General features: G+C 74.5%; 22 protein-coding genes and 1 pseudogene. 7 read left to right on the top strand and 16 right to left on the bottom strand.

Annotated features, from left to right (window positions below; all coding sequences use genetic code 11):
* Positions 1 to 63 precede the first annotated feature (63 nt).
* From ACZ38L_RS05140 to ACZ38L_RS05120, 5 genes are all read right to left on the bottom strand, one after another.
* A complete protein-coding gene (locus ACZ38L_RS05140; RefSeq protein WP_465689358.1) occupies positions 64 to 2,133 on the bottom strand; it encodes an ATP-binding protein in 2,070 nt (689 codons plus the stop codon).
* Positions 2,130 to 2,840: a Pvc16 family protein gene (locus tag ACZ38L_RS05135; protein WP_465689356.1), complete on the bottom strand. Its 711-nt coding sequence runs from the start codon at positions 2,838 to 2,840 to the stop codon at positions 2,130 to 2,132. Before ACZ38L_RS05135 ends, ACZ38L_RS05140 begins: the two co-directional genes overlap by 4 nt.
* 55 nt (positions 2,841 to 2,895) lie before the next feature.
* Positions 2,896 to 3,525, bottom strand: a complete 630-nt coding sequence (locus ACZ38L_RS05130) for a response regulator transcription factor (RefSeq protein ID WP_465689354.1) — start codon at positions 3,523 to 3,525, stop codon at positions 2,896 to 2,898.
* A gap of 167 nt (positions 3,526 to 3,692) precedes the next feature.
* Complete coding sequence (locus ACZ38L_RS05125; RefSeq protein ID WP_465689352.1) at positions 3,693 to 4,868, bottom strand: NADase-type glycan-binding domain-containing protein; 1,176 nt, start codon at positions 4,866 to 4,868, stop codon at positions 3,693 to 3,695.
* Positions 4,869 to 5,161: 293 nt separating this feature from the next.
* Positions 5,162 to 6,139, bottom strand: coding sequence for an NAD(P)H-quinone oxidoreductase (locus ACZ38L_RS05120; RefSeq protein ID WP_465689350.1), 978 nt, complete (start codon positions 6,137 to 6,139; stop codon positions 5,162 to 5,164).
* A gap of 473 nt (positions 6,140 to 6,612) precedes the next feature.
* On the opposite strand from ACZ38L_RS05120, the gene ACZ38L_RS05115 reads away from it, so the two are divergent.
* Together ACZ38L_RS05115 and ACZ38L_RS05110 are read left to right on the top strand one after the other, a co-directional pair.
* The gene (locus tag ACZ38L_RS05115) at positions 6,613 to 7,233 is read left to right on the top strand and encodes a cyclodeaminase/cyclohydrolase family protein (protein ID WP_465689348.1); all 621 of its coding nucleotides are present in this window, start codon (positions 6,613 to 6,615) and stop codon (positions 7,231 to 7,233) included.
* Entirely contained in the window at positions 7,230 to 8,087 is an 858-nt protein-coding gene (locus tag ACZ38L_RS05110; protein ID WP_465689346.1) for a bifunctional 5,10-methylenetetrahydrofolate dehydrogenase/5,10-methenyltetrahydrofolate cyclohydrolase, read from the top strand. The genes ACZ38L_RS05115 and ACZ38L_RS05110 overlap by 4 nt, the downstream gene beginning before the upstream one ends.
* A 10-nt stretch (positions 8,088 to 8,097) precedes the next feature.
* On the opposite strand, the gene ACZ38L_RS05105 is transcribed toward ACZ38L_RS05110, so the two are convergent.
* The 5 genes and pseudogenes from ACZ38L_RS05105 to ACZ38L_RS05085 all read right to left on the bottom strand — a co-directional run bounded on the left by ACZ38L_RS05105 (position 8,098) and on the right by ACZ38L_RS05085 (position 12,292).
* Positions 8,098 to 8,253 carry a hypothetical protein gene (locus ACZ38L_RS05105; RefSeq protein WP_465689344.1) on the bottom strand — a complete coding sequence of 52 codons (156 nt, stop codon included), beginning with the start codon at positions 8,251 to 8,253 and terminating at the stop codon, positions 8,098 to 8,100.
* Positions 8,254 to 8,300: 47 nt separating this feature from the next.
* Positions 8,301 to 9,599 (bottom strand): molybdopterin molybdotransferase MoeA, encoded by a 1,299-nt coding sequence (locus tag ACZ38L_RS05100; RefSeq protein WP_465689342.1) that lies wholly within the window; start codon positions 9,597 to 9,599, stop codon positions 8,301 to 8,303.
* Positions 9,596 to 10,557 (bottom strand): annotated as a pseudogene (locus ACZ38L_RS05095) (NTP transferase domain-containing protein). Before ACZ38L_RS05095 ends, ACZ38L_RS05100 begins: the two are co-directional and overlap by 4 nt.
* 29 nt (positions 10,558 to 10,586) lie before the next feature.
* Complete coding sequence (locus ACZ38L_RS05090; RefSeq protein WP_465689340.1) at positions 10,587 to 11,537, bottom strand: MBL fold metallo-hydrolase; 951 nt, start codon at positions 11,535 to 11,537, stop codon at positions 10,587 to 10,589.
* 122 nt (positions 11,538 to 11,659) lie between these two features.
* The gene (locus ACZ38L_RS05085; RefSeq protein WP_465689338.1) at positions 11,660 to 12,292 is read right to left on the bottom strand and encodes an FMN-dependent NADH-azoreductase; all 633 of its coding nucleotides are present in this window, start codon (positions 12,290 to 12,292) and stop codon (positions 11,660 to 11,662) included.
* Positions 12,293 to 12,400: 108 nt separating this feature from the next.
* Between ACZ38L_RS05085 and ACZ38L_RS05080 the strand changes: the two genes are divergently transcribed.
* On the top strand, positions 12,401 to 12,817 hold the full coding sequence (locus tag ACZ38L_RS05080; RefSeq protein WP_465689336.1) for a winged helix-turn-helix transcriptional regulator: 417 nt from the start codon (positions 12,401 to 12,403) through the stop codon (positions 12,815 to 12,817).
* A 72-nt stretch (positions 12,818 to 12,889) separates the two neighbouring features.
* Here ACZ38L_RS05080 and ACZ38L_RS05075 read toward each other — a convergent pair whose 3' ends face one another.
* Positions 12,890 to 13,624, bottom strand: coding sequence for a helix-turn-helix domain-containing protein (locus ACZ38L_RS05075; RefSeq protein ID WP_465689334.1), 735 nt, complete (start codon positions 13,622 to 13,624; stop codon positions 12,890 to 12,892).
* 261 nt (positions 13,625 to 13,885) lie between these two features.
* Here ACZ38L_RS05075 and ACZ38L_RS05070 point away from each other — a divergent pair, with 261 nt between their 5' ends.
* Together ACZ38L_RS05070 and ACZ38L_RS05065 are read left to right on the top strand one after the other, a co-directional pair.
* The gene (locus ACZ38L_RS05070) at positions 13,886 to 15,094 is read left to right on the top strand and encodes a cytochrome P450 (protein WP_465689332.1); all 1,209 of its coding nucleotides are present in this window, start codon (positions 13,886 to 13,888) and stop codon (positions 15,092 to 15,094) included.
* A 3-nt stretch (positions 15,095 to 15,097) separates the two neighbouring features.
* Entirely contained in the window at positions 15,098 to 15,289 is a 192-nt protein-coding gene (locus ACZ38L_RS05065) for a ferredoxin (RefSeq protein ID WP_465689330.1), read from the top strand.
* Positions 15,290 to 15,569: 280 nt separating this feature from the next.
* Here ACZ38L_RS05065 and ACZ38L_RS05060 read toward each other — a convergent pair whose 3' ends face one another.
* Complete coding sequence (locus tag ACZ38L_RS05060; protein ID WP_465689328.1) at positions 15,570 to 16,157, bottom strand: TetR/AcrR family transcriptional regulator; 588 nt, start codon at positions 16,155 to 16,157, stop codon at positions 15,570 to 15,572.
* 70 nt (positions 16,158 to 16,227) lie between these two features.
* Here ACZ38L_RS05060 and ACZ38L_RS05055 point away from each other — a divergent pair, with 70 nt between their 5' ends.
* The gene (locus tag ACZ38L_RS05055; RefSeq protein ID WP_465689326.1) at positions 16,228 to 17,121 is read left to right on the top strand and encodes an NADP-dependent oxidoreductase; all 894 of its coding nucleotides are present in this window, start codon (positions 16,228 to 16,230) and stop codon (positions 17,119 to 17,121) included.
* A gap of 179 nt (positions 17,122 to 17,300) precedes the next feature.
* Here the strand turns inward: ACZ38L_RS05055 and ACZ38L_RS05050 are convergent, their stop codons facing one another.
* The 4 genes from ACZ38L_RS05050 to ACZ38L_RS05035 all read right to left on the bottom strand — a co-directional run bounded on the left by ACZ38L_RS05050 (position 17,301) and on the right by ACZ38L_RS05035 (position 19,118).
* Positions 17,301 to 17,561: a hypothetical protein gene (locus ACZ38L_RS05050; protein WP_465689325.1), complete on the bottom strand. Its 261-nt coding sequence runs from the start codon at positions 17,559 to 17,561 to the stop codon at positions 17,301 to 17,303.
* A 69-nt stretch (positions 17,562 to 17,630) separates the two neighbouring features.
* Positions 17,631 to 18,305 (bottom strand): NmrA family NAD(P)-binding protein, encoded by a 675-nt coding sequence (locus ACZ38L_RS05045; RefSeq protein WP_465689323.1) that lies wholly within the window; start codon positions 18,303 to 18,305, stop codon positions 17,631 to 17,633.
* Positions 18,302 to 18,487 carry a hypothetical protein gene (locus tag ACZ38L_RS05040; RefSeq protein ID WP_465689321.1) on the bottom strand — a complete coding sequence of 62 codons (186 nt, stop codon included), beginning with the start codon at positions 18,485 to 18,487 and terminating at the stop codon, positions 18,302 to 18,304. The genes ACZ38L_RS05045 and ACZ38L_RS05040 overlap by 4 nt, the downstream gene beginning before the upstream one ends.
* Before the next feature lie 13 nt (positions 18,488 to 18,500).
* Positions 18,501 to 19,118 (bottom strand): polysaccharide deacetylase family protein, encoded by a 618-nt coding sequence (locus tag ACZ38L_RS05035; RefSeq protein ID WP_465689319.1) that lies wholly within the window; start codon positions 19,116 to 19,118, stop codon positions 18,501 to 18,503.
* Between the two features lie 97 nt (positions 19,119 to 19,215).
* On the opposite strand from ACZ38L_RS05035, the gene ACZ38L_RS05030 reads away from it, so the two are divergent.
* Positions 19,216 to 19,566 carry a winged helix-turn-helix transcriptional regulator gene (locus ACZ38L_RS05030; protein WP_465689317.1) on the top strand — a complete coding sequence of 117 codons (351 nt, stop codon included), beginning with the start codon at positions 19,216 to 19,218 and terminating at the stop codon, positions 19,564 to 19,566.
* Positions 19,567 to 19,718: the final 152 nt, after the last annotated feature.

Below are 19,718 nucleotides of genomic sequence, written 5' to 3'. Positions count from 1 at the left end.
TCGGGCTCCTCGGCCGGGCGACGGGACCGCCCACGGCCACTGATCTCACGGTGAACTCCGGCGTCAGCCCGGGGTGGTGGCCCATCGCCCGAACTCGCTCGGCAGCACGAGCCGCCCCAGCTTGCGGTACTCGCGCTGGACGGCGGCGACCAGGTCGCCCGTGCCGAGCGGGCGGTCGGCGGCGGCGGCGAGGTAGCCGGCGGTGACGGTACAGGCGCGGATGGAGCCGCCGGCCAGGTCGAACCGGGCGCAGAAGTCGAGGTCGAGGTCGGCCGCGCGGGGGACGGCCGGGCCCAGGCAGCGGTCCCAGAGGGCGCGCCGGTGTTCGGGGTCGGGCATCGGGAAGTCCACGATCAGGTCCAACCGCCGGGTGAACGCCTCGTCCAGGTTGGCCCGCAGGTTGGTGGTGAGGATGGCGATGCCGTCGAAGGACTCCATCCGCTGCAACAGGTAGGCGCTCTCCATGTTGGCGTAGCGGTCGTGCGCGTCCTTGACCTCCGAGCGCTTGCCGAAGACGGCGTCGGCCTCGTCGAAGAGCAGGATGCCGTTGATGCCGGCCGCCTCGGTGAAGATCCGCTCCAGGTTCTTCTCGGTCTCGCCGACGTACTTGTCCACCACCGTGGAGAGGTCGACCACGTACAGGTCCAGGCCCAGGTCGGCGGCGATGACCTCGGCGGACATCGTCTTCCCGGTGCCCGAGTCGCCGGCGAACAGCGCCATCACGCCCCGGCCACGCCCGCCGCCGGGGCGCATCCGCCACTCGCCCAGCACCTGGTCCCGGTGCCGGGCGCGCAGCGCCAGGTCGCCCAGCTGCCCGGCGACGGCCGGTGGCAGGACCAGGTCGTCCCAGCCGACCGCGGGCTCGATCCGGCGGGTCAACCGCTCCAGGCCGGCCGCGTTCTGTGCCCGCACGCCCGCCCGCAGGTGGCCGGGCGCGACCGGCCGGCCACCGTCCAGCAGGGCCTGCCGGCCCGCGGCGCGGGCGGCGCGGCCGATCTGGTCCGGCGTCAGCACGTAGGGAGCGAGCAGGACCTCGGCGTCCAGGGACGGGTCGGCCGGAGCTTCGCCGAGCGCGGCGTGCCAGAGCGCGGCCCGTTCCGGGACGGTGAGTTGGGGCGCCGCCAGCAGCAGCGGGCTGTCGTCGGCCCAGCGCGGGTCCCACGCGGTCCGGCCGTGCAGCAGGACCGGCACGGGCAGCAGCGCGAGCTCCCGGAGTAGGCGGGCCCGCGCGGCGGGGTCGGTCCCGTCGAGCGCGTCGACCGGTCCGGCCACCAGGCCGCCGCCGTGCAGCCGGGCCTCCCGGGCGGCCGTCGGCAGCAGCTCCTCCGGGTGCGGCCTGGCGACGAGCGCGGCCAGATCCAGGCAGACGGCCGGCCGCTGGGCCAGGTCCAGGGCGGTGGCCGCCGTCGCCGCGGCGCTGCCGCCGGGCTGTTCCCGCAGGTAGGCGAGGTGCACGCCGGACTCCACGGCCTGCGCGAGCGACCGGGCGGTCGCCGTGGGCGTGTGGGTCGGGGTGGCGAGCAGCCCGCGTAGCGCGGGGTCCGGGGCGTCGTCGCCGAGCAGGTGGGCGGTGATCCGGTCCGGCACCCGCAGCGTGCGGGTGAGCACCGGCCGGTCACCCTCCTCGACCATCAGCAGCCCGCCGGCGACCAGCGGCGCGGACGGCGCGAGCCGGCCGCGGACCGGACCGGTGAGCGGGTCGCAGCCGAGCAGCAGGCAGGCCAGGTCGAGGGTGGGCCGGCGCCGGGTCAGGTCGTCGTTGAGGTAGCCGTAGAGCCGCTCGAAGCGGGCGTCGGCGTCCGGCAGCAGCGCGATCAGCAGGAGCTCGAGGTCGAGCGGGGTGAGCGCGAAGTCCCGGGCGAGGCGGTGCAGCGGCGACCGCGGGTCGGGAGCGGTCGCCGCGGGCTCGGCGGGGGCGGGGAGGCCGGGGTCCGCGCCCGAGCTCGACCGCCTGTCGACCAGGTGGTGGGCGGCCTCCGCGGAGAGGTGCAGTCCGCGCAGCGGGTCGTCCGGCTGCGGGTCGGTGGCCCGGCGGTGCTCGACGGCCGCCCGCACCCGCCGTTCGATCCGGGCCAACCCGGCGAGCAGGTCGTCGGGTTCGGCGGCGGCCGGCGGTGCGACGGTGGTGGTCATCGGCGGATCCGTCCCTGCTTGCCCTCCAGCGCGGCGGCGCCGCGCACGCGCCGCACACCCACCGGTGCGGCGCCGGGCAGTGCGGAGTGCGCCGGCTCGTCCTCGAAGCGCGGGCGGCGGTTCTCGTCCGCGGCGCCGGTGTCGTCGGTGAGCCGCAGCAGCAGGGCGTCGGTGACCAGCGGTGCGCTCCGCCGCCGGGCGGTGCCGATCGGCGCGGTGACCACCAGGTCGATGGAGGGCTTGAGCTCCCCGCCGAGCGCGGACCAGAGGTCGGCGAGCCCGCGGCCCTCGGTGGGCGGCACGGCCGCGGTGTAGGGCAGGGCGACGCCGAACTCCGCGAGGGATCCGGTCAGTCGCCCCGGCTCCAGCGACGACTGCCGCAGCAGGCCGGCGAGCAGGACCGACAGCAGCCGGTGCTCGTCCTGCGGGCGCTTGGTCCAGGCCGTCACCAGGTAGGACAGCGCGAACCAGTTCGGCGGGTCGACCTCGGCCACCACCTCGCCGTCCTCGCCGAGTACCCGGTGGGCACCGGCCGAGCGGCGGCTGAGGTCCTCGCGGAGGTCGTAGAGGAACAGGTTGATGGTGGGGGCGTTGCGCCGGGCGGCCCAGTCCCGGGTCGGGGCGTCGAAGACCACCTCGACGTCGGTACCGTCCAGGATCTCCCGGGCCAGCAGGGCGTGCAGGGCCTCGTCGACTTCGTGGATCATCGCGTTCCGTTCGTGCCGCTCGGTTGCGGGAGCACCGCCTCTTGCGGTGCCGCCGTCAGATCAGGCCGTGGCGCAGCGCGTAGGCGACCGCGTGCGAGCGGTTGCGCAGTTGCAGGCGGGCCGTGACGTTGTAGAGGACGTTCTTGACGGTCCGTTCCGAGTACGCCAGCTCCTTCGCGATCTCACGGGTGTCGTGTCCCTCCGACAGCAACCGCAGCACCTCGACCTCCCGGGTGTGCAGGCCGGCGAAGGAGATGCCGTTCGGTTCGAGGACCTGGCGCTGGAGCCGTCCCATCTGCTCCATCAGCCGGCCGAGCAGGTCGGCCGGCAACGCGCCCTCGCCGCGCACGGCCGACCGGAGGACCCGCACTAGGTGCTCGGCGGTGGCCTCGGAGCGACGGACCAGGCCCACCACGCCGCACTCCACCGCCGTGGCCAGGGCGGCGTCGTCCACCGAGGAGACCACCAGGACCAGCGCACCGCTCAGGGTCCGGCGCAGGCTGCGCAGCCGGACCACCGTCGCGGCGTCCAGGGTGTCGGCCACCACGAGCACGGCGGCGGCCTGCGCCTGCCCGCCCGCGTCCACCAGGCGGAGTTCGGGTCTGGCGCGCAGCTGGGCCACCATGCCGGAGTGCAGGATCGGGTCGTCGGCGTGGACGTGGACGGCGATGCGCTCGGCTGACACCGGCGTGGCCTCCGCTCTGTTCGGGCAACGGATCGGTCGGGGTACGGCCAGCGGTCCCGACAGGGGGTTCCGGGCTGCCCTTTAGTGTCGAACCGGTTGCCTAACAAGCACCTAACGGCGTTGCCCGAACGACTTCCCGGTGAACTCCGGCCGACTCCCGACCACGGTCAGGATCCGTTGCCGCTGCCGGCCGGCGTGGTGCCGAAGAACTCGACCTCGGCCACCGCGATCTCCTTGTTCGGCATGGTGTTGTACGCGCTCTTGATCTCCAGCCGCACCTTCACCACCTGCGTGAGGTGCAGGGCGAAGGCCTGCGGGCCGAACTGGGCCATCGTGATCGGTGTCGTGACGGTCTTCCCGTCGGCCTGGGTGGCCACCAGGTCGATCTGGTGTGGCGTCGCCTCGGCCTGCTCGTCGGAGGAGTCCGGGGAGACTCCCGGCGTGATGACCACGTCGAGCAGGTGCGAGGCCTGGCCGAAGGTGAAGTCCAGGTGCAGGTCGTTCGGCACACCCGCGTAACCGTCGCCCCACCAGGTGTTGTTGTAGCCGTCCAGCACGTTCTTCGCCGGGTGGTTCTGGTCGGAGTAGTCGGCGGTCACGCCCACCGGGGGGACCGACACCCGGTGCGCGAAGTGGTCGCTGACCGCCTGGTACGCCGGGCCGGACCAGATCGAGACGCAGACCACCAGGGTGATCACCAGCACCGCCGTGACCACCCAGCGCACCAGCTGCCACGGCCCCTGGCGCAACCGGGGACGCTGACCCGCCCAGGGCTGCTCCCGGCCACGGAAGTCCAGCAGCCGGCGCCACCACGGCCGTCGGGCCCGCTGCGGCTCCGCGGACTGGAAGGGGGTCGCGCAGCGGCGGCAGAAGTGGCGGTCCGGCGGGTTGACCGTCGAGCACCACGAGCAGGCGATGCCGTCGATCGGCTCGCCCTCGACGACCGAGCGCACGCGGGGCCCGGTCTGGGCGGGCAGGCCCGGCAGCACCGGCGCCACGGGCGACTCCACGGGCGCGGAGTCGGGCACCGGGACGATCAGGGCGTGCGCCCTTTCGTCGACCGGGAGTTCGATGGTCTCCGGCTGCGGCTCGGACTCCCCGCTCTCCCCGCTCTCCCCGCTCTCCCCGCTCTCCCCGCTCTCCCCGCTCTTCCCGGCCTTCTCTGCCTCCGCGGGCTCGCCGGCCTCCACAGGCTTGCCGGGCTCTTCGGGCTTCCCGGCCTCCGCGGGCTTGCCGGGCTTCTCGGACCGCTCGGGCTCCCCGGCGACCTCGACCGGCTCCTTCGAGCGGTCCTCGCCCTTCGCCCACCCCTGGAACGCGCCACAGGAGTCGCAGAAGTCCATCCCCGCGTCGCCTGGTGCCCCGCACTCAGCACATTCGCCCTCCCCGGCCCGACCTTGTCGATCCCGGGATGCACTGACACTCAACGCTGGTTCCCCTTCGGCCGGGCCTGGGCCACGAGCTGATCCGGCCCTCATCCTGGAGCATCGCGCCCCTCGGGCGTAGGTCCACGCGCCCCGGCACCCAGGCACCCGGGACCGGCCGTTCGCGCAACCAGCACTGCCCGAACGGGAAGCCGGCGGGGGGGGGGGGGCCCCCCCCCCCCCCCCCCCCCCCCCCCCAGCCCGTCCGGCGCTCAGAGCCGCAGCACGACCTTGCCCGTCTGCTCCCCCGCCTCCACCGCGCGGTGCGCCTCGGCCGCGTCCGTCAGCGGCAGCACCCGGTCGATCACCGGCCGCACCACCCCCGACTCCACCAGCGGCCAGACGTGCTCACGCACCGCCGCCACGATCGCGGCCTTCTCCGCCAGCGGGCGCGGCCGAAGCGAGGTGGCCGCCACCGCGGCGCGCTTGGCGAGCAGGGTGGAGAGGTCCAACTCGCCCTTCGCTCCGCCCTGCAGACCGATGATCACCAACCGTCCGCTGACCGCCAGGGCGTCCACGTTCCGCTGCAGGTACTTGGCCCCCATGATGTCCAGGATCACGTCCGCCCCGACCCCGCCGGTGGCCTCCCGCAGCGCCTCGACGAAGTCCCGCTCGCGGTAGTTGATCAGGATCTCCGCACCCAGCTCCGCGCAGCGCGCCAGCTTCGCCGCGCTCCCCGCGGTGACCGCCACCCGAGCGCCGACCGCCTTCGCCAGCTGGATCGCCATCGTCCCGATCCCGCTGCCGCCACCGTGCAGCAGCACCGTCTCACCCGGCCGCAGATGGGCCACCATGAAGACGTTCGACCAGACCGTGGCGGCGACCTCGGGCAGCGCGGCCGCCGCGATCAGACCGAGGCCCCTGGGCACCGGCAGCAACTGGCCGGCCGGCACCACGACCTTCTCCGCGTACCCGCCGCCGGCGAGCAGCGCGCACACCTCGTCGCCCACCGCCCAGCCGGCCACCCCGGGACCGAGGGCGGCGATCGTCCCGGCGCACTCGAGCCCCGGGACGGCGGAGGCGCCCGGCGGCGGGTCGTAGTGGCCCTGGCGCTGCAACAGGTCGGCCCGGTTGACGGCGGTGGCCGCCACCTCGACCAGCACCTCGCCCTCGGCCGGTACCGGGTCGTCGAGTTCGGTCCAGGACAGCGCCTCGGGGCCGCCGGGCTCGGGAATCGTCATCGCATGCATGGTCCGAAGCTATCGGGTGCCGCAGGCCGCGCGGCGGAACCCGGGGGCGAACAACGGGAGCCGGGCCGTCACCCCGACGCCGCCGCGGACGGGTGACCGAGGTGCCGGAGGCCGGCGACCGCGGCCCGCCCGGTGCCCGCCACCGAGTCGACCGGGCGACACGAGAACGGCCTTCGCCCCGGGAACCGGCACTCCGGCGGCGGAGGACCAGTGCTCGGGGCGAAGGCCGCGAGGGGGGCGCGGCACCGGGGCGGGTCAGTGACCCCGGCGGCGCGGGAGGCGATGCGGCGGCCGGGCTCCCCCGTTCATTGCCCGGCCGCCTCATCACGAGATCCATCCTGCCCCAGGCCACGTAGCGCGCCGGTAGCGCGGAGCGATCGCGCCGGCGGCCGGCACGGGCCCGGGCCCGACGTACTGACGCACCGTCAGACGTGCGAGGATGCCGGTACCGATCTCCCGGAGGAAGAACTCCCGTGCGCGACCTGACGATCAGCGAATTCCTCGACCGGCTGGCCGGCCGCGTCCCCGCCCCCGGCGGCGGCGCGACGGCCGCGTTGCACGCGGCCCAGGCCGCGGCGCTGCTGGGCATGGTGGCCCGCTACAGCACCGGCGCCGCGTACGCCGTCCACCAGGAGGTGGTGCAGCGGATCATCCGGGAGAGCGACACCCTGCGCGGCCGGGCGCTGACCCTGGCCGAGCAGGACGCGGCGGCCTTCACCGCCGTCACCGAGGCGTACCGGCTGCCCCGGGAGAGCGAGGACGAGCGGACCGCCCGCTCGGCCGCCATCGCGCGGACGCTGGCCGGCGCGGCCCGGCCGCCCGCCGACGTGATCACCGCGGCCCTGGACGCGGTCGAACTGGCCGAGGCGCTGCTGCCGATCGGCAACCCCAACGTGGTCACCGACATCGCCGCGGCGGCCGAGGCCGCGCGGGCCGCGGCGGTCACCGCCCGGGTCAACGTGGAGATCAACCTGGCCGGGATCCGGGACGAGCGGGTCCGCAGCGGGTTGCTCGCCGAGACCGCCCGGGTGGACGAGATCACCGCCCGCGCCGACCTGATCACCGCCGCCGTGCGAGAGGAGATCGCCAAGTGACCGCCACCCCGCTGGCCGGCCAGCAGCCGGCCGCCGCGATCCGCGCCGAGGCCGCCGCCCGGGCCGCCGAACTCACCGCGGCCGGCCACCAGCCGCGGCTCGCCGTGGTCAGCGCCACCGCCGACCAGTCCAGCGCCTGGTACGTCCGGTCCATCGCGCGCGCCGCCGAACGCACCGGACTGCGGTGCGACATCCACGAGTTGGGGCCGGACGCGGAATCCCCGGCGGTCCGCGAGCGGCTGGCGGAGCTCAGCGCGGACAGCTCGGTGCACGGCATCATCCTGCAGACCCCGCTGCCCGCCGGGGCCGCGCTGGAGGAGCTGGCCTCGGCGATCGCCTTCGAGAAGGACGTGGACGGCGCCAACCCGCTCTCGCTCGGCCGGCTGGCCGGCGGCCTGCCCGCCTTCCCGCCGGCCACCGCGGAGGCGGTGGTCGCGCTGCTGGAGCACCACCGGATCCCGCTGGCCGGGCGCCGGGCGGTGGTGGTCGGCCGCTCGACGGTGGTCGGCAAGCCGGCCGCCCACCTGCTGCTGGACCGGGACGCCACGGTGACGGTCTGTCACTCGCGGACCGCCGACCTGGCCGCCGTCACCCGCACCGCCGACGTGCTGGTGGCCGCGGTGGGCCGGCCCGGGCTGATCACCGCCGAGCACGTCGCGCCGGGCTCGGTGGTGATCGACGTCGGCACCAACCCGACCCCGGACGGCGGGCTGACCGGCGACGTGGACGCCGACTCGGTGACCGACGTGGCCGGCGCGCTCACGCCGGTGCCGGGCGGGGTCGGCCCGGTCACCACCGCGCTGCTGCTGCGGCACACCGTGCGGGCCGCCGACCGGCTGCACCGGGCGGCCTGAGGGGCTGACGTCAGACGGTGTCCCGAGCATCCAGCCGGGCGAAGAAGCGGTCGGCGGCGGCCCGGGCGATCCGCGGCAGCACGACGGCCCCGAGGACGCCGAAGACAAGGAAGAAGCAGACGAGTCCGAGGATCAGTTCAGCGGGGTTCGGATTCAGAGGTCCCATGAGGCGGCTTTATTTGACTGATAATCAGAAAAGTCGGCTGCCTCCGGTCATCCCCAACCCCCCTGCCCCGGGCCGTCCAGCAGCTCGACCGACTCCCCCGCCGCCACCCCGCCCGGCGGGACCACCGCCAGCGCGTCCGCCAGGGCCAGCCCGCGCAGCATCGCCGGGCCGTCGAAGGCCAGCGGCACCGGACCGTGCTCGGTGACCCGCGCCGGCAGCAGCCGGGTGTCGGACGGGTGGCCGGCCAGCGCGGTGCCCGTGCGCACCGAACGCCACGGTTCGGCCGCCCGGCCCGCCAGCCGGCGCAGCAGGGGCAGCGCCAGGGTGACCGTCCCGGCCACCGCGGCCAGCGGGTTGCCGGGCAGCCCCACCAGGTGCCGCGGCCCGGCCCCCGGCCGCACCTCGGGCAGCTCGGCCAGCAGCATCGGGTGCCCCGGCCGGACCGCCACCCCGTCCACCAGCAGCTTCGCCCCGGTCTCCGTCAGCGCCGCGTGCAGGAAGTCGGCCGGACCGGAGGCGGTGCCCCCGGTGGTCACCACCACCTCGGCCGGCGAGTGCCGGATGGTCGCCTGGAGCAGCGCGAAGTCGTCCCGGACCGCGCGCCGGTCGAGCAGCTCGGCGCCGGCGGCCCGCAACCACGGTTGCAGCAACGGGCCCAGCGCGTCCCGCACCAGCCCGGGCCGCGGCAGTCCGGCCTCCAGCAACTCGTCGCCCAGCACCAGCAGTTCGACGGTCGGCCGGCGACGCACCGGCAGCCGGTCGTAGCCGCAGGCGGCGGCCAGGCCCAGTACGGCCGCGGTGACCGGCGTCCCGGCCGGCAGCAACGCCTCGCCGCTGCGGCACTCCTGGCCGCGCGGGCGGACGTCCTGGCCCGGCGACAGCCCGCCGGGGGTCGTCTCGTGCAGCGTCCCACCGCCGGCCGCCGCCGCGGGCTCCACCCGGCCGTGCTCGCGGCGCAGCACCGCCGTGGCCCCGGGCGGGAGTTGGGCGCCGGTGGCGATCCCGGTCGCCCGGCCGTCGGCCAGCGGCGGCGGGGTCCGGCCGGCCAGCACCCGGCCGGAGAGCCGCCACGGTCCGGGGCCGGCGACCGCCCAGCCGTCCATCGCGGAGGTGTCGAAGCCGGGCAGGTCGGTCAGCGCGGTCAGCGGCTCGGCCAGGGTCTGCCCGAGTGCCTCGGCCAGCGGCACCCGCACCGCCGGCAGCGGCGTCCGGACCGCCCACCGAGCCGCCTCCCGGGCCCGCGGCCAGGGCAGCCCGGCGCCGCAGCCGCGCCCGACCCCCGCCCCGGCGGGCCGATCGGCGCCGCCCGGGCTCTCCGCGCCGAGCGGGGGCGCGGCCGCGCTCACCCCTGCTCCGCGGCCGGGTCGGCCGGCTGACCGGTCGGCTGCTCGGCGGACCAGCGCTCGGCCAGCGCGGCGACCCGGCGGCAGGCCGCGCTCACCTCCGGCCGCCCGCCACCTCGGGTGGCCGCGGCGTAGCCGACCAGGAAGGCCGTCAACGGCGCGGCGGGCCGTTCCACCCCGTGCGCCACCACCCGGGTCATGTCCAGCAGTTCACGGATGTCGACGGTGAGGTCGAGGCCCAGTTCGGCCGCGGCGGCGGCCATCCAGTCGTCCAGCGTGCGTTCCATGGTGGTCCATGCTGCCGGATCCCGGGCACCCGGCCGCGCTCCGGAGCCGGCCGGCGTGCTGTTTTCACTCAGGGGTCCGGTCACGCCGGCCGCTCGGCGGCGCTCCGGCGGCGGGCCTCGGCCAGCTGCTCCCAGGTGTCACAGTCGAAGGTCACGCCGGAGCGGTCGGGCAGCCGGACGGTCCGCAGGCCCGCGGTGAGCCGGCGCAGCGGCCGGCCCGCCGGGTCGCCGAGCGCGGCCAGCGCGGCGGCCAGCGCCGACCGGCGGTAGGCCGCCGTCAGCGGCTGCTCGCGGTCGTCGGCGTCCACCAGGACGGCGGTCTCCACCTCGCCGGTCACCGCCCCGGCCAGCCGGTGCACGGTGGCCGCGTCCAGGAACGGCAGGTCGGCGGCGAGCAGCAGGACCACCTCGGCGGCCGGTCCGGGCAGCGCGAGCCCGGCCGCCACCGCCGCCACCGGACCCCCGCCGGGCGGCCGCTCCCTGGTCCAGCGCGGGCCGGGGCCGGGCAGCGGGCGCTCGGGCCCGACCACCACCACGTCCGCCGCGTCCGCGCAGGCCGCCAGCACCCGCTCCAGCAGCGTGCGGTCGCCGACGGCGAGGCCGGGCTTGTCGGCCCCGCCGAGCCGGCGGGCGGCGCCGCCGGCCAGCACGATCACGTCGAAGGGGGTGGTCATGGGGCCAGTATCCGCCCCGGGCCGGCGGCTCAGCCCTCCCCGCCCAGCTCCTCGTCCTCGACCTCGAACAGCTCCTCGCCCTCGCCGGCGCCCGTTCCGGAAGCCGCGCGCGCGACGTTGGCCGCCGCCCCCTCCTCCAGCAGCGCGGGCAGCGTCAACTCCCCGTACCGCTCGCCCATCGCGGCGACCAGCCCCTCGGCGTCACCGGGATGCTCGGCCAGCAGCCGGTCGAAGTCCTGCAGGTACTCCCCGGTGAAGGCGAGCACCCGCACCGCGTCGTCCCCCTGGCCGGGCGCCCGGTGCCCGGCGATCACCCGGTCCGCCCCGAGGTCGGCGATCCCGCCGAGGTTGCGCGACCAGACCACCCGCTGGGCCGGCGTGGTCCCGGCGGTCCACAGGTGCGTCCCGTTGTCGGCGAAGCCACCCGCGACGACGGTGTGCGCGCCGGGCACGTGCACCACCGTGCAGGCCGCGCAGTCACCCTGGCCGAGGTTCAGCACCCGGATCAGCTGACGGTCGATCATCAGCGGCTTGGGCAGCAACGGCCCCGGCAGCACCGGGTGCTCGGGAATGTCGTCACCCAGCACCGGCCGCCACCGGTGGACCTGGTCCGCCGCCGTCCGGGCGATCTCGTCCACCACCGCCGGCGCGGCCAGCACCTGCGCCCGGGGGAAGAGCCGGAGCACCTCGCGCACGCCGAAGTAGCGGTCGGGCCGCGGGTGGCTGATCACGATCGCCAGCAGCTCGCGCCCCTTGCCGGCGATCCACTCGGCCAGCTCGCGGCCCGCGCTGCGGGTGAGCTGGGCATCGACCAGGATCGCGGTGCGCTCGCCGAGGATCAGGCTGGAGGTGGCGAACAGGGCCGACTCCGGTCCGGTGAAGACCGCGACCTCCAGCGCCGGCGCGGCCGGTCCGCCGTCCGGGCCGGCCGCGCCGCCGGTCGCGCCGGCGGGCTGCTCGGACGGGGGCGGCGTCGTCACGGGCTCTCCTGGTCCACGGGGCGGGTCGGGTCGGGACCAGCATGGAAGCGCGTCCCGCGGCCCGCCCGGTAGCCGCGCCCGGGCGGGTGAACCGCCGGTCCGCCCGTGGACCGGGCCGTGGGTCAGGCCTTGGCCAGCTCCTTCGCCTTGGCCGCGGCGTCCTGGTGGGCCTTCGCCTTGGAGGCCTCGGCGGCGTCGACGAACTCCGCCATCGCCGGGTTGACCTTGGCCATGGTGAACTCCGGCACCACCAGATCGACCCGCAGACCGAGCAGCTCGGTCAGGGTCTTCTCCAGGTAGGTGGTGGCGAACTCGAAGTCCGCGCGCGGGCTGCCCGGCGCGTAGGAGCCGCCGCGCGAGGCGACCACGACCACCGGGGTGCCGGCCGCCGACTTGGTGGCCCCGGCGGTGCGGCCGAACAGCACCACCTGGTCGATCCAGGCCTTCAGCGAGGACGGCACGGTGAAGTTGTACATCGGGGCGCCGATCACCACGGCGTCGGCCTGCTCCAGCTCGGTGACCAGCTCGTCGCGCAGCGCGTAGGCGGCCCGCTGCTCGGCGTCGCGCTGCTCGGCGGGCAGGAAGGCGCTGGTGACGCCGGCCGCGGTCAGGTGCGGGACGGGGTCGGCGGCCAGGTCGCGGTAGACCACGGTGCCACCGGCGGCCTCCCACTCGGCGCGGAAGGTCGCGGTGACCTCGCGGGAGACGGAGCCCTCCAACAGGGCGGACGAGTCGATGTGCAGCAGCGTGGGCATGGCAGGGCCTCCGTAGTCGGCATCGCGCTGCCATTTCCTCGGCAGCTGCTATTAACGTAGCAGCTTACTTTTTCGCAGTCACTAGCGGACGGGCAGTAGGCTTGGAGCATGGGCGAGCCAGCGGCACGGACGACAGCGGTGGAACCGGACGCGACGGCGTGTACCGGCGCGCCTCCGGCGGCGCTCGGCGCCGCCGGGCCGTGCACCGGGGTGGACATCGGGCTGACCAGGGTCTTCGAGCTGCTGGGCAAGCGCTGGTCCGGCCTGATCATCGCGGTGCTCAGCCAGCAGCCGGCCCACTACTCGGAGCTGCGCCGCGGCATCCCGGGCATCAGCGAGCGGATGCTCTCCGACCGGCTGACCGAGCTGGCCGACGCCGGCCTGGTGGTCCGCCGGGTGGACGAGGGACCACCGCTGCGGGTCTGCTACCGGCTCACCGAAGCCGGCGAAGCCCTCGGGCCGGCGCTCGACGAACTCCGCCGCTGGGCCGCGCGGCACCTCACGGACGCGCCGCGGACCTGCTGACCCACCGCCGCGACCGTTCCCGCCCCTCGGCGGCCCGGGCCGGCAGCGCCGGGCGCCCCGGGGCGTCGCGGGTCAGCCCGGCCGGCGGTCCGCCGTCCGGTGGGCCGCGAAGACCTGCCGCCAGTACTCGGCCCGCTCGACCAGGTCGTGACAGACGTGGGCGAGGAACTGGCCCATGTCCTCCAGGCGGGCGCCGGCCGGGGTGACGGCACCGAGGACCTCGGCGCCGTGGCGGGCGGCGTCGGCGAGGCCGGCGTTGGTCCGGGCGCTCGCCAGCAGCGCCCGGTACCAGACGTCGTCGTCGATGACGTACCGCTCGCGACGGCCGCGGGAGCCGCGCTCGCGCCTGACCAGCTCCCGCTCCTCCAGGAAGCCGATGGCGAGCGAGATCGAGGCCGGGCTGACCCGCAGGCGCTGGACCAGCTCGGCGGCGGTGAGGCCGCCGGTGTCGGTGGTGTAGAGGCAGGCCAGCACCCTGGCCATCATCCGCGGGAACCCGGTCTGGACCAGCAGCGCCGCGAACCGTTCCTCGAAGCCGTGCACCGCTTCGGGGTCCCGCCCGTACACGTCGGCGGCGCCCGGGGCCGGCGGGAGCGGGGTGGGCTTGCGCCGGTGCGCGCGCTGCTCGGTGGCGCGGTGCGCCTCGTCCGCCCGGTAGCCCTCGGGGCCGCCGTTGCGGGTGACCTCCCGGCTGACCGTCGAGGTCGGCCGCGCCAGGCTCCTGGCGATCGCGGCGTAGGTGAGTCCGTCGGCCAGTCCCGTGGCGATCCGCCTGCGGTCCTGGTGGGTCAGCCTGCCTCCCGGCATCCGGGTCCGCCTCCTGCTGTTCGGCCGTTCCGTCCGGCGTGCGTTCAACGACATCTCATTGCAACGCAGCGCCGATCCCACCTTCGCCCGCTCTCCATTGCAACGATCAGAGCCCAGCCTAGCTGCCAAAATGCCAATAACCACAACATTATTGACGGTCCATTGAATGCAACGTAGCGTTTATCAAGTCCTGAAGGTTTACGACAAGGACGACGGGGGCGGCGCCGAGCACCGTTCCCGCGCGCCGGAACGGAACCCGAAATGACCGACTCCCTCCCCGCCCTGGCCGGCCTGCCGACGACCCGTCCCACCGGCTGCCCCTTCGATCCCCCCACGGAGCTGGCCCGGCTGCGCGAGCAGCGGCCGCTGACCCGGATGAGCTACCCCGACGGGCACCTGGGCTGGCTGGTGACCAGCCACGAGCTGGTCCGCGCCGTGCTGGCCGACCCCCGGTTCAGCTCCAGATCCGAGCTGATGCACTCCCCGGCGCCCGGCGCCGCCGCCATGGAACGCCCCCCGGTGGCCCCGCCGGGCATGTTCATCGCGGTCGACCCGCCCGAGCACACTCGCTACCGCCGCCTGCTCGCCGGCCGGTTCACCGTCCGCCGGATGCGCCAACTCACAGCCCGCGTCGAGGAGATCACCACCGAACAGCTGGACGCCATGGAACGGCAGGGCCCGCCGGTGGACCTGGTGCAGGCGTACGCCCAGCCCATCCCCGCGTTGATGATCTGTGAACTGCTCGGCGTGCCCTACGCCGACCGCGAGTTCTTCCGGCAGCACTCGGCGACGGTGATCAACCAGGCCGCCACCAAGGAGGAGCAGGGCGCCGCGATCGCCGCGATCGGCGGTTTCCTCCACGAGCTGGTCCTGGCCAAGCGCGCCGAGCCCACCGACGACCTGCTCAGCGACCTGACCACCAGTGACCTCACCGACGAGGAACTCACCAACATCGCCATGCTGCTGCTGGTCGCCGGCCTCGGCAGCACCGCCGACATGCTCGGCCTGGGCGCCTTCGCCCTGCTCCGCCACCCCGACCAGCTCACCGCCCTGCGCACCGACCCGGCCATCACCGACCAGGCCGTCGAGGAGCTGCTGCGCTACCTGAGCATCACGCACACCAGGACCCGGACCGCACTGGAGGACGTCAAGCTGGACGACCAGCTGATCCGGGCCGGGGAGACCGTCACCCTCTCGTTCCAGGCCGCCAACCGGGACCCGGGCAGGTTCGCCGACCCCGACACCCTCGACCTGCGCCGGCAGGCCACCGGGCACCTGGCACTCGGCCACGGCATCCACCAGTGCCTGGGCCAACAGCTGGCCCGGGTGGAGATGCGGGTCGCCTACCCCGCCCTGGTCACCCGCTTCCCCACCCTGCGGTTGGCCGTCCCGCCCGAGGACGTCCCGCTGCGCGGCAACGCGGACATCGCCGGTGTCGACCGGCTCCCGGTCACCTGGGAGGGGGCGTAGCCGATGCGGATCAGCGTGGACCGGAGCCTCTGCTGCGGCGCCGGCATGTGCGCACTGACCGCCCCCGAGCTGTTCGACCAGGCCCCCGAGGACGGCACGGTGATCCTGCTGGCCCCCGAGCCCCCGCCCGAACTCGCCGCCCGGGCCCGCCAGGCCGCCGAACTCTGCCCGGCCGGCGCGATCAGCCCCCAGTGACTTCGCCCTCTTCCCGCCCCGTCCGTCGCGAGCCGAGGCCCGCCGACGGTGAGGCGGGCGAGGCGGCGCACCTGGAGTCGACCTCCGGACGGCCGCACGGCCGTGCCGTGGGCGACAGCCGTACGACGTCGACCGTGAGGTGACGCCACCGGGGCCGGGACCCCGCACAGGTGTGGGGTCCCGGCCCCCGTGCCATCCGACGCTGCCGTGCCCAGGACGTTCCCGTGCGGTCTCACACCGTGTCAGCGACCGCCCCCGTCCCGCCGGGAGGAACAGCTCCTCACGCGCCTCGAGAAGGGCCGGTGACCTCCCAGGCCGCCTCGATCATCCGGAAGATCTCGTCCACCGCGGCCTGCGGATCGGCCGCCTCACGGGCCAGCGAGTAGGCGTCGATCACGAACCTCGCGATCGTCCGGCAGACCGTCGTGGTCCGTGACAGGTCGGGATCGGCGGCGATGGCCGTCGCCAGCGACTCCGCATGGCGCAGTCTCATCGACTCCTCGTACTCCCGCAGGGCGGGTGACCCGTCGATCATGTGCCAGGTCGGGGCGGCGCTGTCCGCCGTGCAGTGTCGCACCAGGGCCTGGATCTCCCGGCGCAGCGCGGGGACGAGCGGTTCGTGCGGTGCCCGGCTGGTGACCGCCTGCGTGAGGCGTTGCTCGAAGTCATGGTCCTGCTCGAACACCAGGGCCTCTTTCGAGGCGAAGTGGGAGAAGACCGTGGTGACGGCCACGTCGGCCTCGGCGGCCACGTCGCGGATGCCCACCGCGTCGTACCCGCGCTCCAGGAAGAGTCGCAGGGCGGTGTCGGCGATCTTCTGGCGGGTCGCGGCCTTCTTGCGTTCGCGGCGCCCGGACGGCACGGTCATGCCCTAACACTATCAGATCCAAAGACACAACCGTTGTTAAACACTAACCGTTAGGCTTATGGTCGACGGCATGAAGAGAGTGAGCTTCGCCGAGTTCGGCGGTCCGGACGTCCTGCGACTCGTCGACGCCGAGGAGCCCCACGCGGGCCCCGGCCAGGTACGCATCGCCGTACGGGCGGCGGGCGTGAACCCTGTCGACTGGAGGATCCGCGAAGGCCAGATCCTGGAGGCCCATCCGCTCGAGTTGCCCTCCGGAGTCGGGCTGGACGCCTCCGGGGTGGTGGACGAGGTCGGCCAGGGCGTCGAAGGGGTCGAGGTCGGCGACCACGTGTTCGGCGAAGGCTCGAGCACCTACGCCGAGTTCGCCGTGCTGTCGGCCTGGGCCCGGATGCCCGAGGGGCTGACCTTCGAAGAGGCGGCCGGGTACCCCTCCGTGGTGGAGACCGCGCTGCGGATCATCCGCGAGGTCGGTGTGCAGGCCGGGCAGACGCTGCTGGTCAGCGGTGCGTCCGGAGGAGTCGGATCGGCGGTGCTGCAGATCGCCCGCGACCGCGGCATCACGGTGATCGGCACGGCCGGAGCCGCGAACCAGGACTACCTGCGCGGCCTGGGCGCCCTCGCCACGACGTACGGCGAAGGCTGGGTCGAGCGGGTGCGGCGGCTCGGCCAGGTCGACGCGGCTCTCGACCTGGCCGGCTCCGGCGTGATCCGCGAGCTCGTCGAACTGACCGGGGATCCGCGGAAGGTGATCTCCATCGCCGACCTCGCCGCGCCGCAGTTCGGTGTCCGGTTCTCCGGCGTGGCCGGGAGCGTGCCGGAAGCACTCGCCGAGGCCGTCGGCCTCATCTCGCGGGGAAGGCTCCACATCCCGGTCGAGAGGTCGTACCCGCTCGCCGAGGCCGCGGCGGCCCACATCGACAGCCAGACCGGTCACACGCGCGGGCGCCGGGTCCTGGTCGTCTGAGCCGTTTCCCGCGCGGTTGTACGGCCCGGCGCGCTGATCCCCTCCCGGAGGTCCCGGAGGGGCCGGGTTCTCGGCGCGCCTTGCGCGTCGCACAGCTGCCGGGTGGGTCCCCGCACGCGAGCAGGCGCTGTTCCCCGCAACAGGCCTGTTGGTGTGTGCCACGCCGGGTTCGCCGGATCTCAGGCTGGCGTCGGCCCCGGTCCGGAGCGACGAGCCCTGTCGTGCGTGCCCGCGTTCGGACGTGACGTGGTGGGTGGTCGTCCCGTCCATCCGGTGTGGTGCAGCCAGTCCTCGAAGGTCATCAAGTCGGGGTGCAGGCGGCGCAGGAGGTTGATGTCCCGGTCTCGGGCGTAGGGATCACGGTCGGCGAAGAACTGGAACATCGCTGCGTAGTCGTGGCTGAAGTCGGGGACGGCGGCGCGCAGGTCGCCATGCGGCATCGGGATGTACGTGCTGGGGTGCCCGTGACCTGGGCGAAGGTCGCGGCGATCTCGTCGCCGGTGAGGCTGTCACCGATCACCGCGAGGTCGCGGGCGCCCCAGGACTGCCAGTTGTCGAACATGTGGCAGGCGAACCAGGCGATGTCGTCGAGGGCGACCAGCGGGTAGTGGGCGGCGCCGAGGGGGAGCCTGAAGGTCGGGCCGCCCCGGCCGTCCGGTCGGGGGGGTGAGTCGGTCCCGCAGGTTCTCGAAGTACGGCGCCGTGGTCAGTACCGAGACGTGGTCCGTGTACCAGCCGTCGGTCTCCTCGCGGAGCATTTCCTCCGACCGCATCAGGTCGATGTGGGCGGCGACGGCGGCTTTGCCGTCGAAGTGCGGGACGGGGTGGCCGGTCAGGGACACCGCGCTGTCCAACGAGGACCAGATGAAACGCTCCACGCCGGCCCGCTCCGCGGCGGCCAGCAAGTGCGGCCCTTGCCGACACTCACCCACGGCGCTGCCCGTCGCGAAGAAGTCGGTGTTGGCGAACACGCGGTCGGCCTGCCCGATCAGGACCTCGAGGGCCGCCGGGTCGGAGCGGACCAGTCGCACGCGGTCGGGCGCGGTGGCGGCGAGTTCGGTGGCGTGGGCGGACTCCGGGTGGCGGGTGGGGACGGTGATGGTGGCGTCGGTGGTGGCCAGCAGGTGGTGGATCACGTGGCTGCCCATGGCTCCGGTGCCGCCGACGACGAGGACGTGGGTCATGGCGTTCTTCCCTGGTGTGTCAGGACGTGGTCGGCCACCTGGGCGTGGGTGGCGACCCAGACGTCGCCGGACTCACGGATGTGGTCGAGGATCTGGCCGACCATGCCCGCGAGGAGCGGTCGGCCTCCGACGTGGGCGTGGATGGTCAGGCGGAAGACGCCTGGGCCGGGAGCGGCGAGCATCTGGTTCAGTAGCTCAGGGTGCAGGTCGCGGTAGGCGTACGGGCCGGCCGCAGCGTCGCGGACGTCGGAGTGGTCGCTGTGCATGAAGGGAGACCAGAGGACCGTGAGCGGTGGACAGGACCTGCGGGAGGTCGTGGTCGCCGTGGTCGCCGGTCCAGCGGTAGCCGGCCTCGGCGAGCAGGTCGACAGTGCGCCTCGAACCGGTGGCGCGTGGGCTCATCCACCCCGTCGGGCGGACGCCGGTGACTCGGCGAAGGATGTCGGTGCAGCGACGGATATTGGCCCGCTCGGCATCGACATCGAGCAGCGCGGGCACCACGTCCTGGGCCCAGGAGTGTGCGGCGATCTCGTGCCCCGCCTCGTGCACGGCCATGACGGTCTCGGGGTGCCGCTCGGCCACCAGTCCATTGACGCCGACGGTGGCGGGCAGGTCACCGAGGACGTCGAGCAGCCGCCAAATGCCGGTGGTGACGCCGTAGTCCGCCCAGGAGGTGCTGTGCGTGTCGTCGACGCCGGACAACGGCCACGCCGCGGCCATCGGCGCGTAGGCGGGCCAGTGCCCTGGTGACCACAGCTCCAACGCGACGGTGACCAGCGCGACGACCTTCCGCCCGCCCGGCCAGTCGGTCACTGCCCTCATTCGGTTCCCCCACTCGGTAGCCTCCGCCGTGGACGCTGGTGAGGCGGTAGGTACCTCCAGGTTCCTGGCAGCGGGCTACCGTCGGGGCATGCGTGAGTACTCCGGCAGCGTCTTCCTCGCCGACTGCCCGGCTCGGCTGGCGATCGAGATCATCGCCGACAAGTGGGCGGTGGTCGTGCTGTTCGCGTTGAGCCGGGAACCGTGCGGGCACGGCGAGCTGGTCGACCTGATCGGCGGAATCTCGCGGAAGGTGCTGACCCAGACGTTGCGGCGGTCGCAGGGGTACGGCCTGGTCGACCGCCACGCCGAGGCCGGGAAGATCGAGTACGTGCTGACAGACTTGGGCCGGACGCTGGTGAAGCCGATCGCGGTGCTGACTGCGTGGGCTCACGAGCACGGCGCGGCCGTGGTGGGATTCCAGGAGTCCAAAACGGACTAGCCTACTCGGCCTCCCCCTCACGTCCGCCACCGCCGTTCGAGGGCAGACGGTGCCTGGCCTCGGATGCGGGCGATAGTCGGCGACGAGTGACTGGCTGATCGGCGCGGGGCCGGACCAGAATCACCGTCACCCGAAAGGGTGAAAGCTCCGAC

The organism is Kitasatospora sp. NPDC024654 (assembly GCF_055559155.1).
The sequence above is the reverse complement of the archived record's forward strand: the minus strand, read 5'-3'. Positions and strand labels throughout refer to the sequence as shown.

What these genes read in the sequence shown, in the direction of transcription:
- ACZ38L_RS05030 (WP_465689317.1), top strand. Translation starts at nt 19,216, where the DNA reads ATGCGTGAGTACTCCGGCAGCGTCTTCCTCGCCGACTGCCCGGCTCGG.
- ACZ38L_RS05125 (WP_465689352.1), bottom strand. Translation starts at nt 4,868, where the DNA reads ATGGACTTCTGCGACTCCTGTGGCGCGTTCCAGGGGTGGGCGAAGGGC.
- ACZ38L_RS05135 (WP_465689356.1), bottom strand. Translation starts at nt 2,840, where the DNA reads ATGATCCACGAAGTCGACGAGGCCCTGCACGCCCTGCTGGCCCGGGAG.
- ACZ38L_RS05055 (WP_465689326.1), top strand. Translation starts at nt 16,228, where the DNA reads ATGAAGAGAGTGAGCTTCGCCGAGTTCGGCGGTCCGGACGTCCTGCGA.
- ACZ38L_RS05070 (WP_465689332.1), top strand. Translation starts at nt 13,886, where the DNA reads ATGACCGACTCCCTCCCCGCCCTGGCCGGCCTGCCGACGACCCGTCCC.
- ACZ38L_RS05105 (WP_465689344.1), bottom strand. Translation starts at nt 8,253, where the DNA reads ATGGGACCTCTGAATCCGAACCCCGCTGAACTGATCCTCGGACTCGTC.
- ACZ38L_RS05120 (WP_465689350.1), bottom strand. Translation starts at nt 6,139, where the DNA reads ATGCATGCGATGACGATTCCCGAGCCCGGCGGCCCCGAGGCGCTGTCC.
- ACZ38L_RS05085 (WP_465689338.1), bottom strand. Translation starts at nt 12,292, where the DNA reads ATGCCCACGCTGCTGCACATCGACTCGTCCGCCCTGTTGGAGGGCTCC.
- ACZ38L_RS05045 (WP_465689323.1), bottom strand. Translation starts at nt 18,305, where the DNA reads ATGACCCACGTCCTCGTCGTCGGCGGCACCGGAGCCATGGGCAGCCAC.
- ACZ38L_RS05075 (WP_465689334.1), bottom strand. Translation starts at nt 13,624, where the DNA reads ATGCCGGGAGGCAGGCTGACCCACCAGGACCGCAGGCGGATCGCCACG.
- ACZ38L_RS05080 (WP_465689336.1), top strand. Translation starts at nt 12,401, where the DNA reads ATGGGCGAGCCAGCGGCACGGACGACAGCGGTGGAACCGGACGCGACG.
- ACZ38L_RS05050 (WP_465689325.1), bottom strand. Translation starts at nt 17,561, where the DNA reads ATGCCGCATGGCGACCTGCGCGCCGCCGTCCCCGACTTCAGCCACGAC.
- ACZ38L_RS05140 (WP_465689358.1), bottom strand. Translation starts at nt 2,133, where the DNA reads ATGACCACCACCGTCGCACCGCCGGCCGCCGCCGAACCCGACGACCTG.
- ACZ38L_RS05060 (WP_465689328.1), bottom strand. Translation starts at nt 16,157, where the DNA reads ATGACCGTGCCGTCCGGGCGCCGCGAACGCAAGAAGGCCGCGACCCGC.
- ACZ38L_RS05040 (WP_465689321.1), bottom strand. Translation starts at nt 18,487, where the DNA reads ATGCTCGCCGCTCCCGGCCCAGGCGTCTTCCGCCTGACCATCCACGCC.
- ACZ38L_RS05065 (WP_465689330.1), top strand. Translation starts at nt 15,098, where the DNA reads ATGCGGATCAGCGTGGACCGGAGCCTCTGCTGCGGCGCCGGCATGTGC.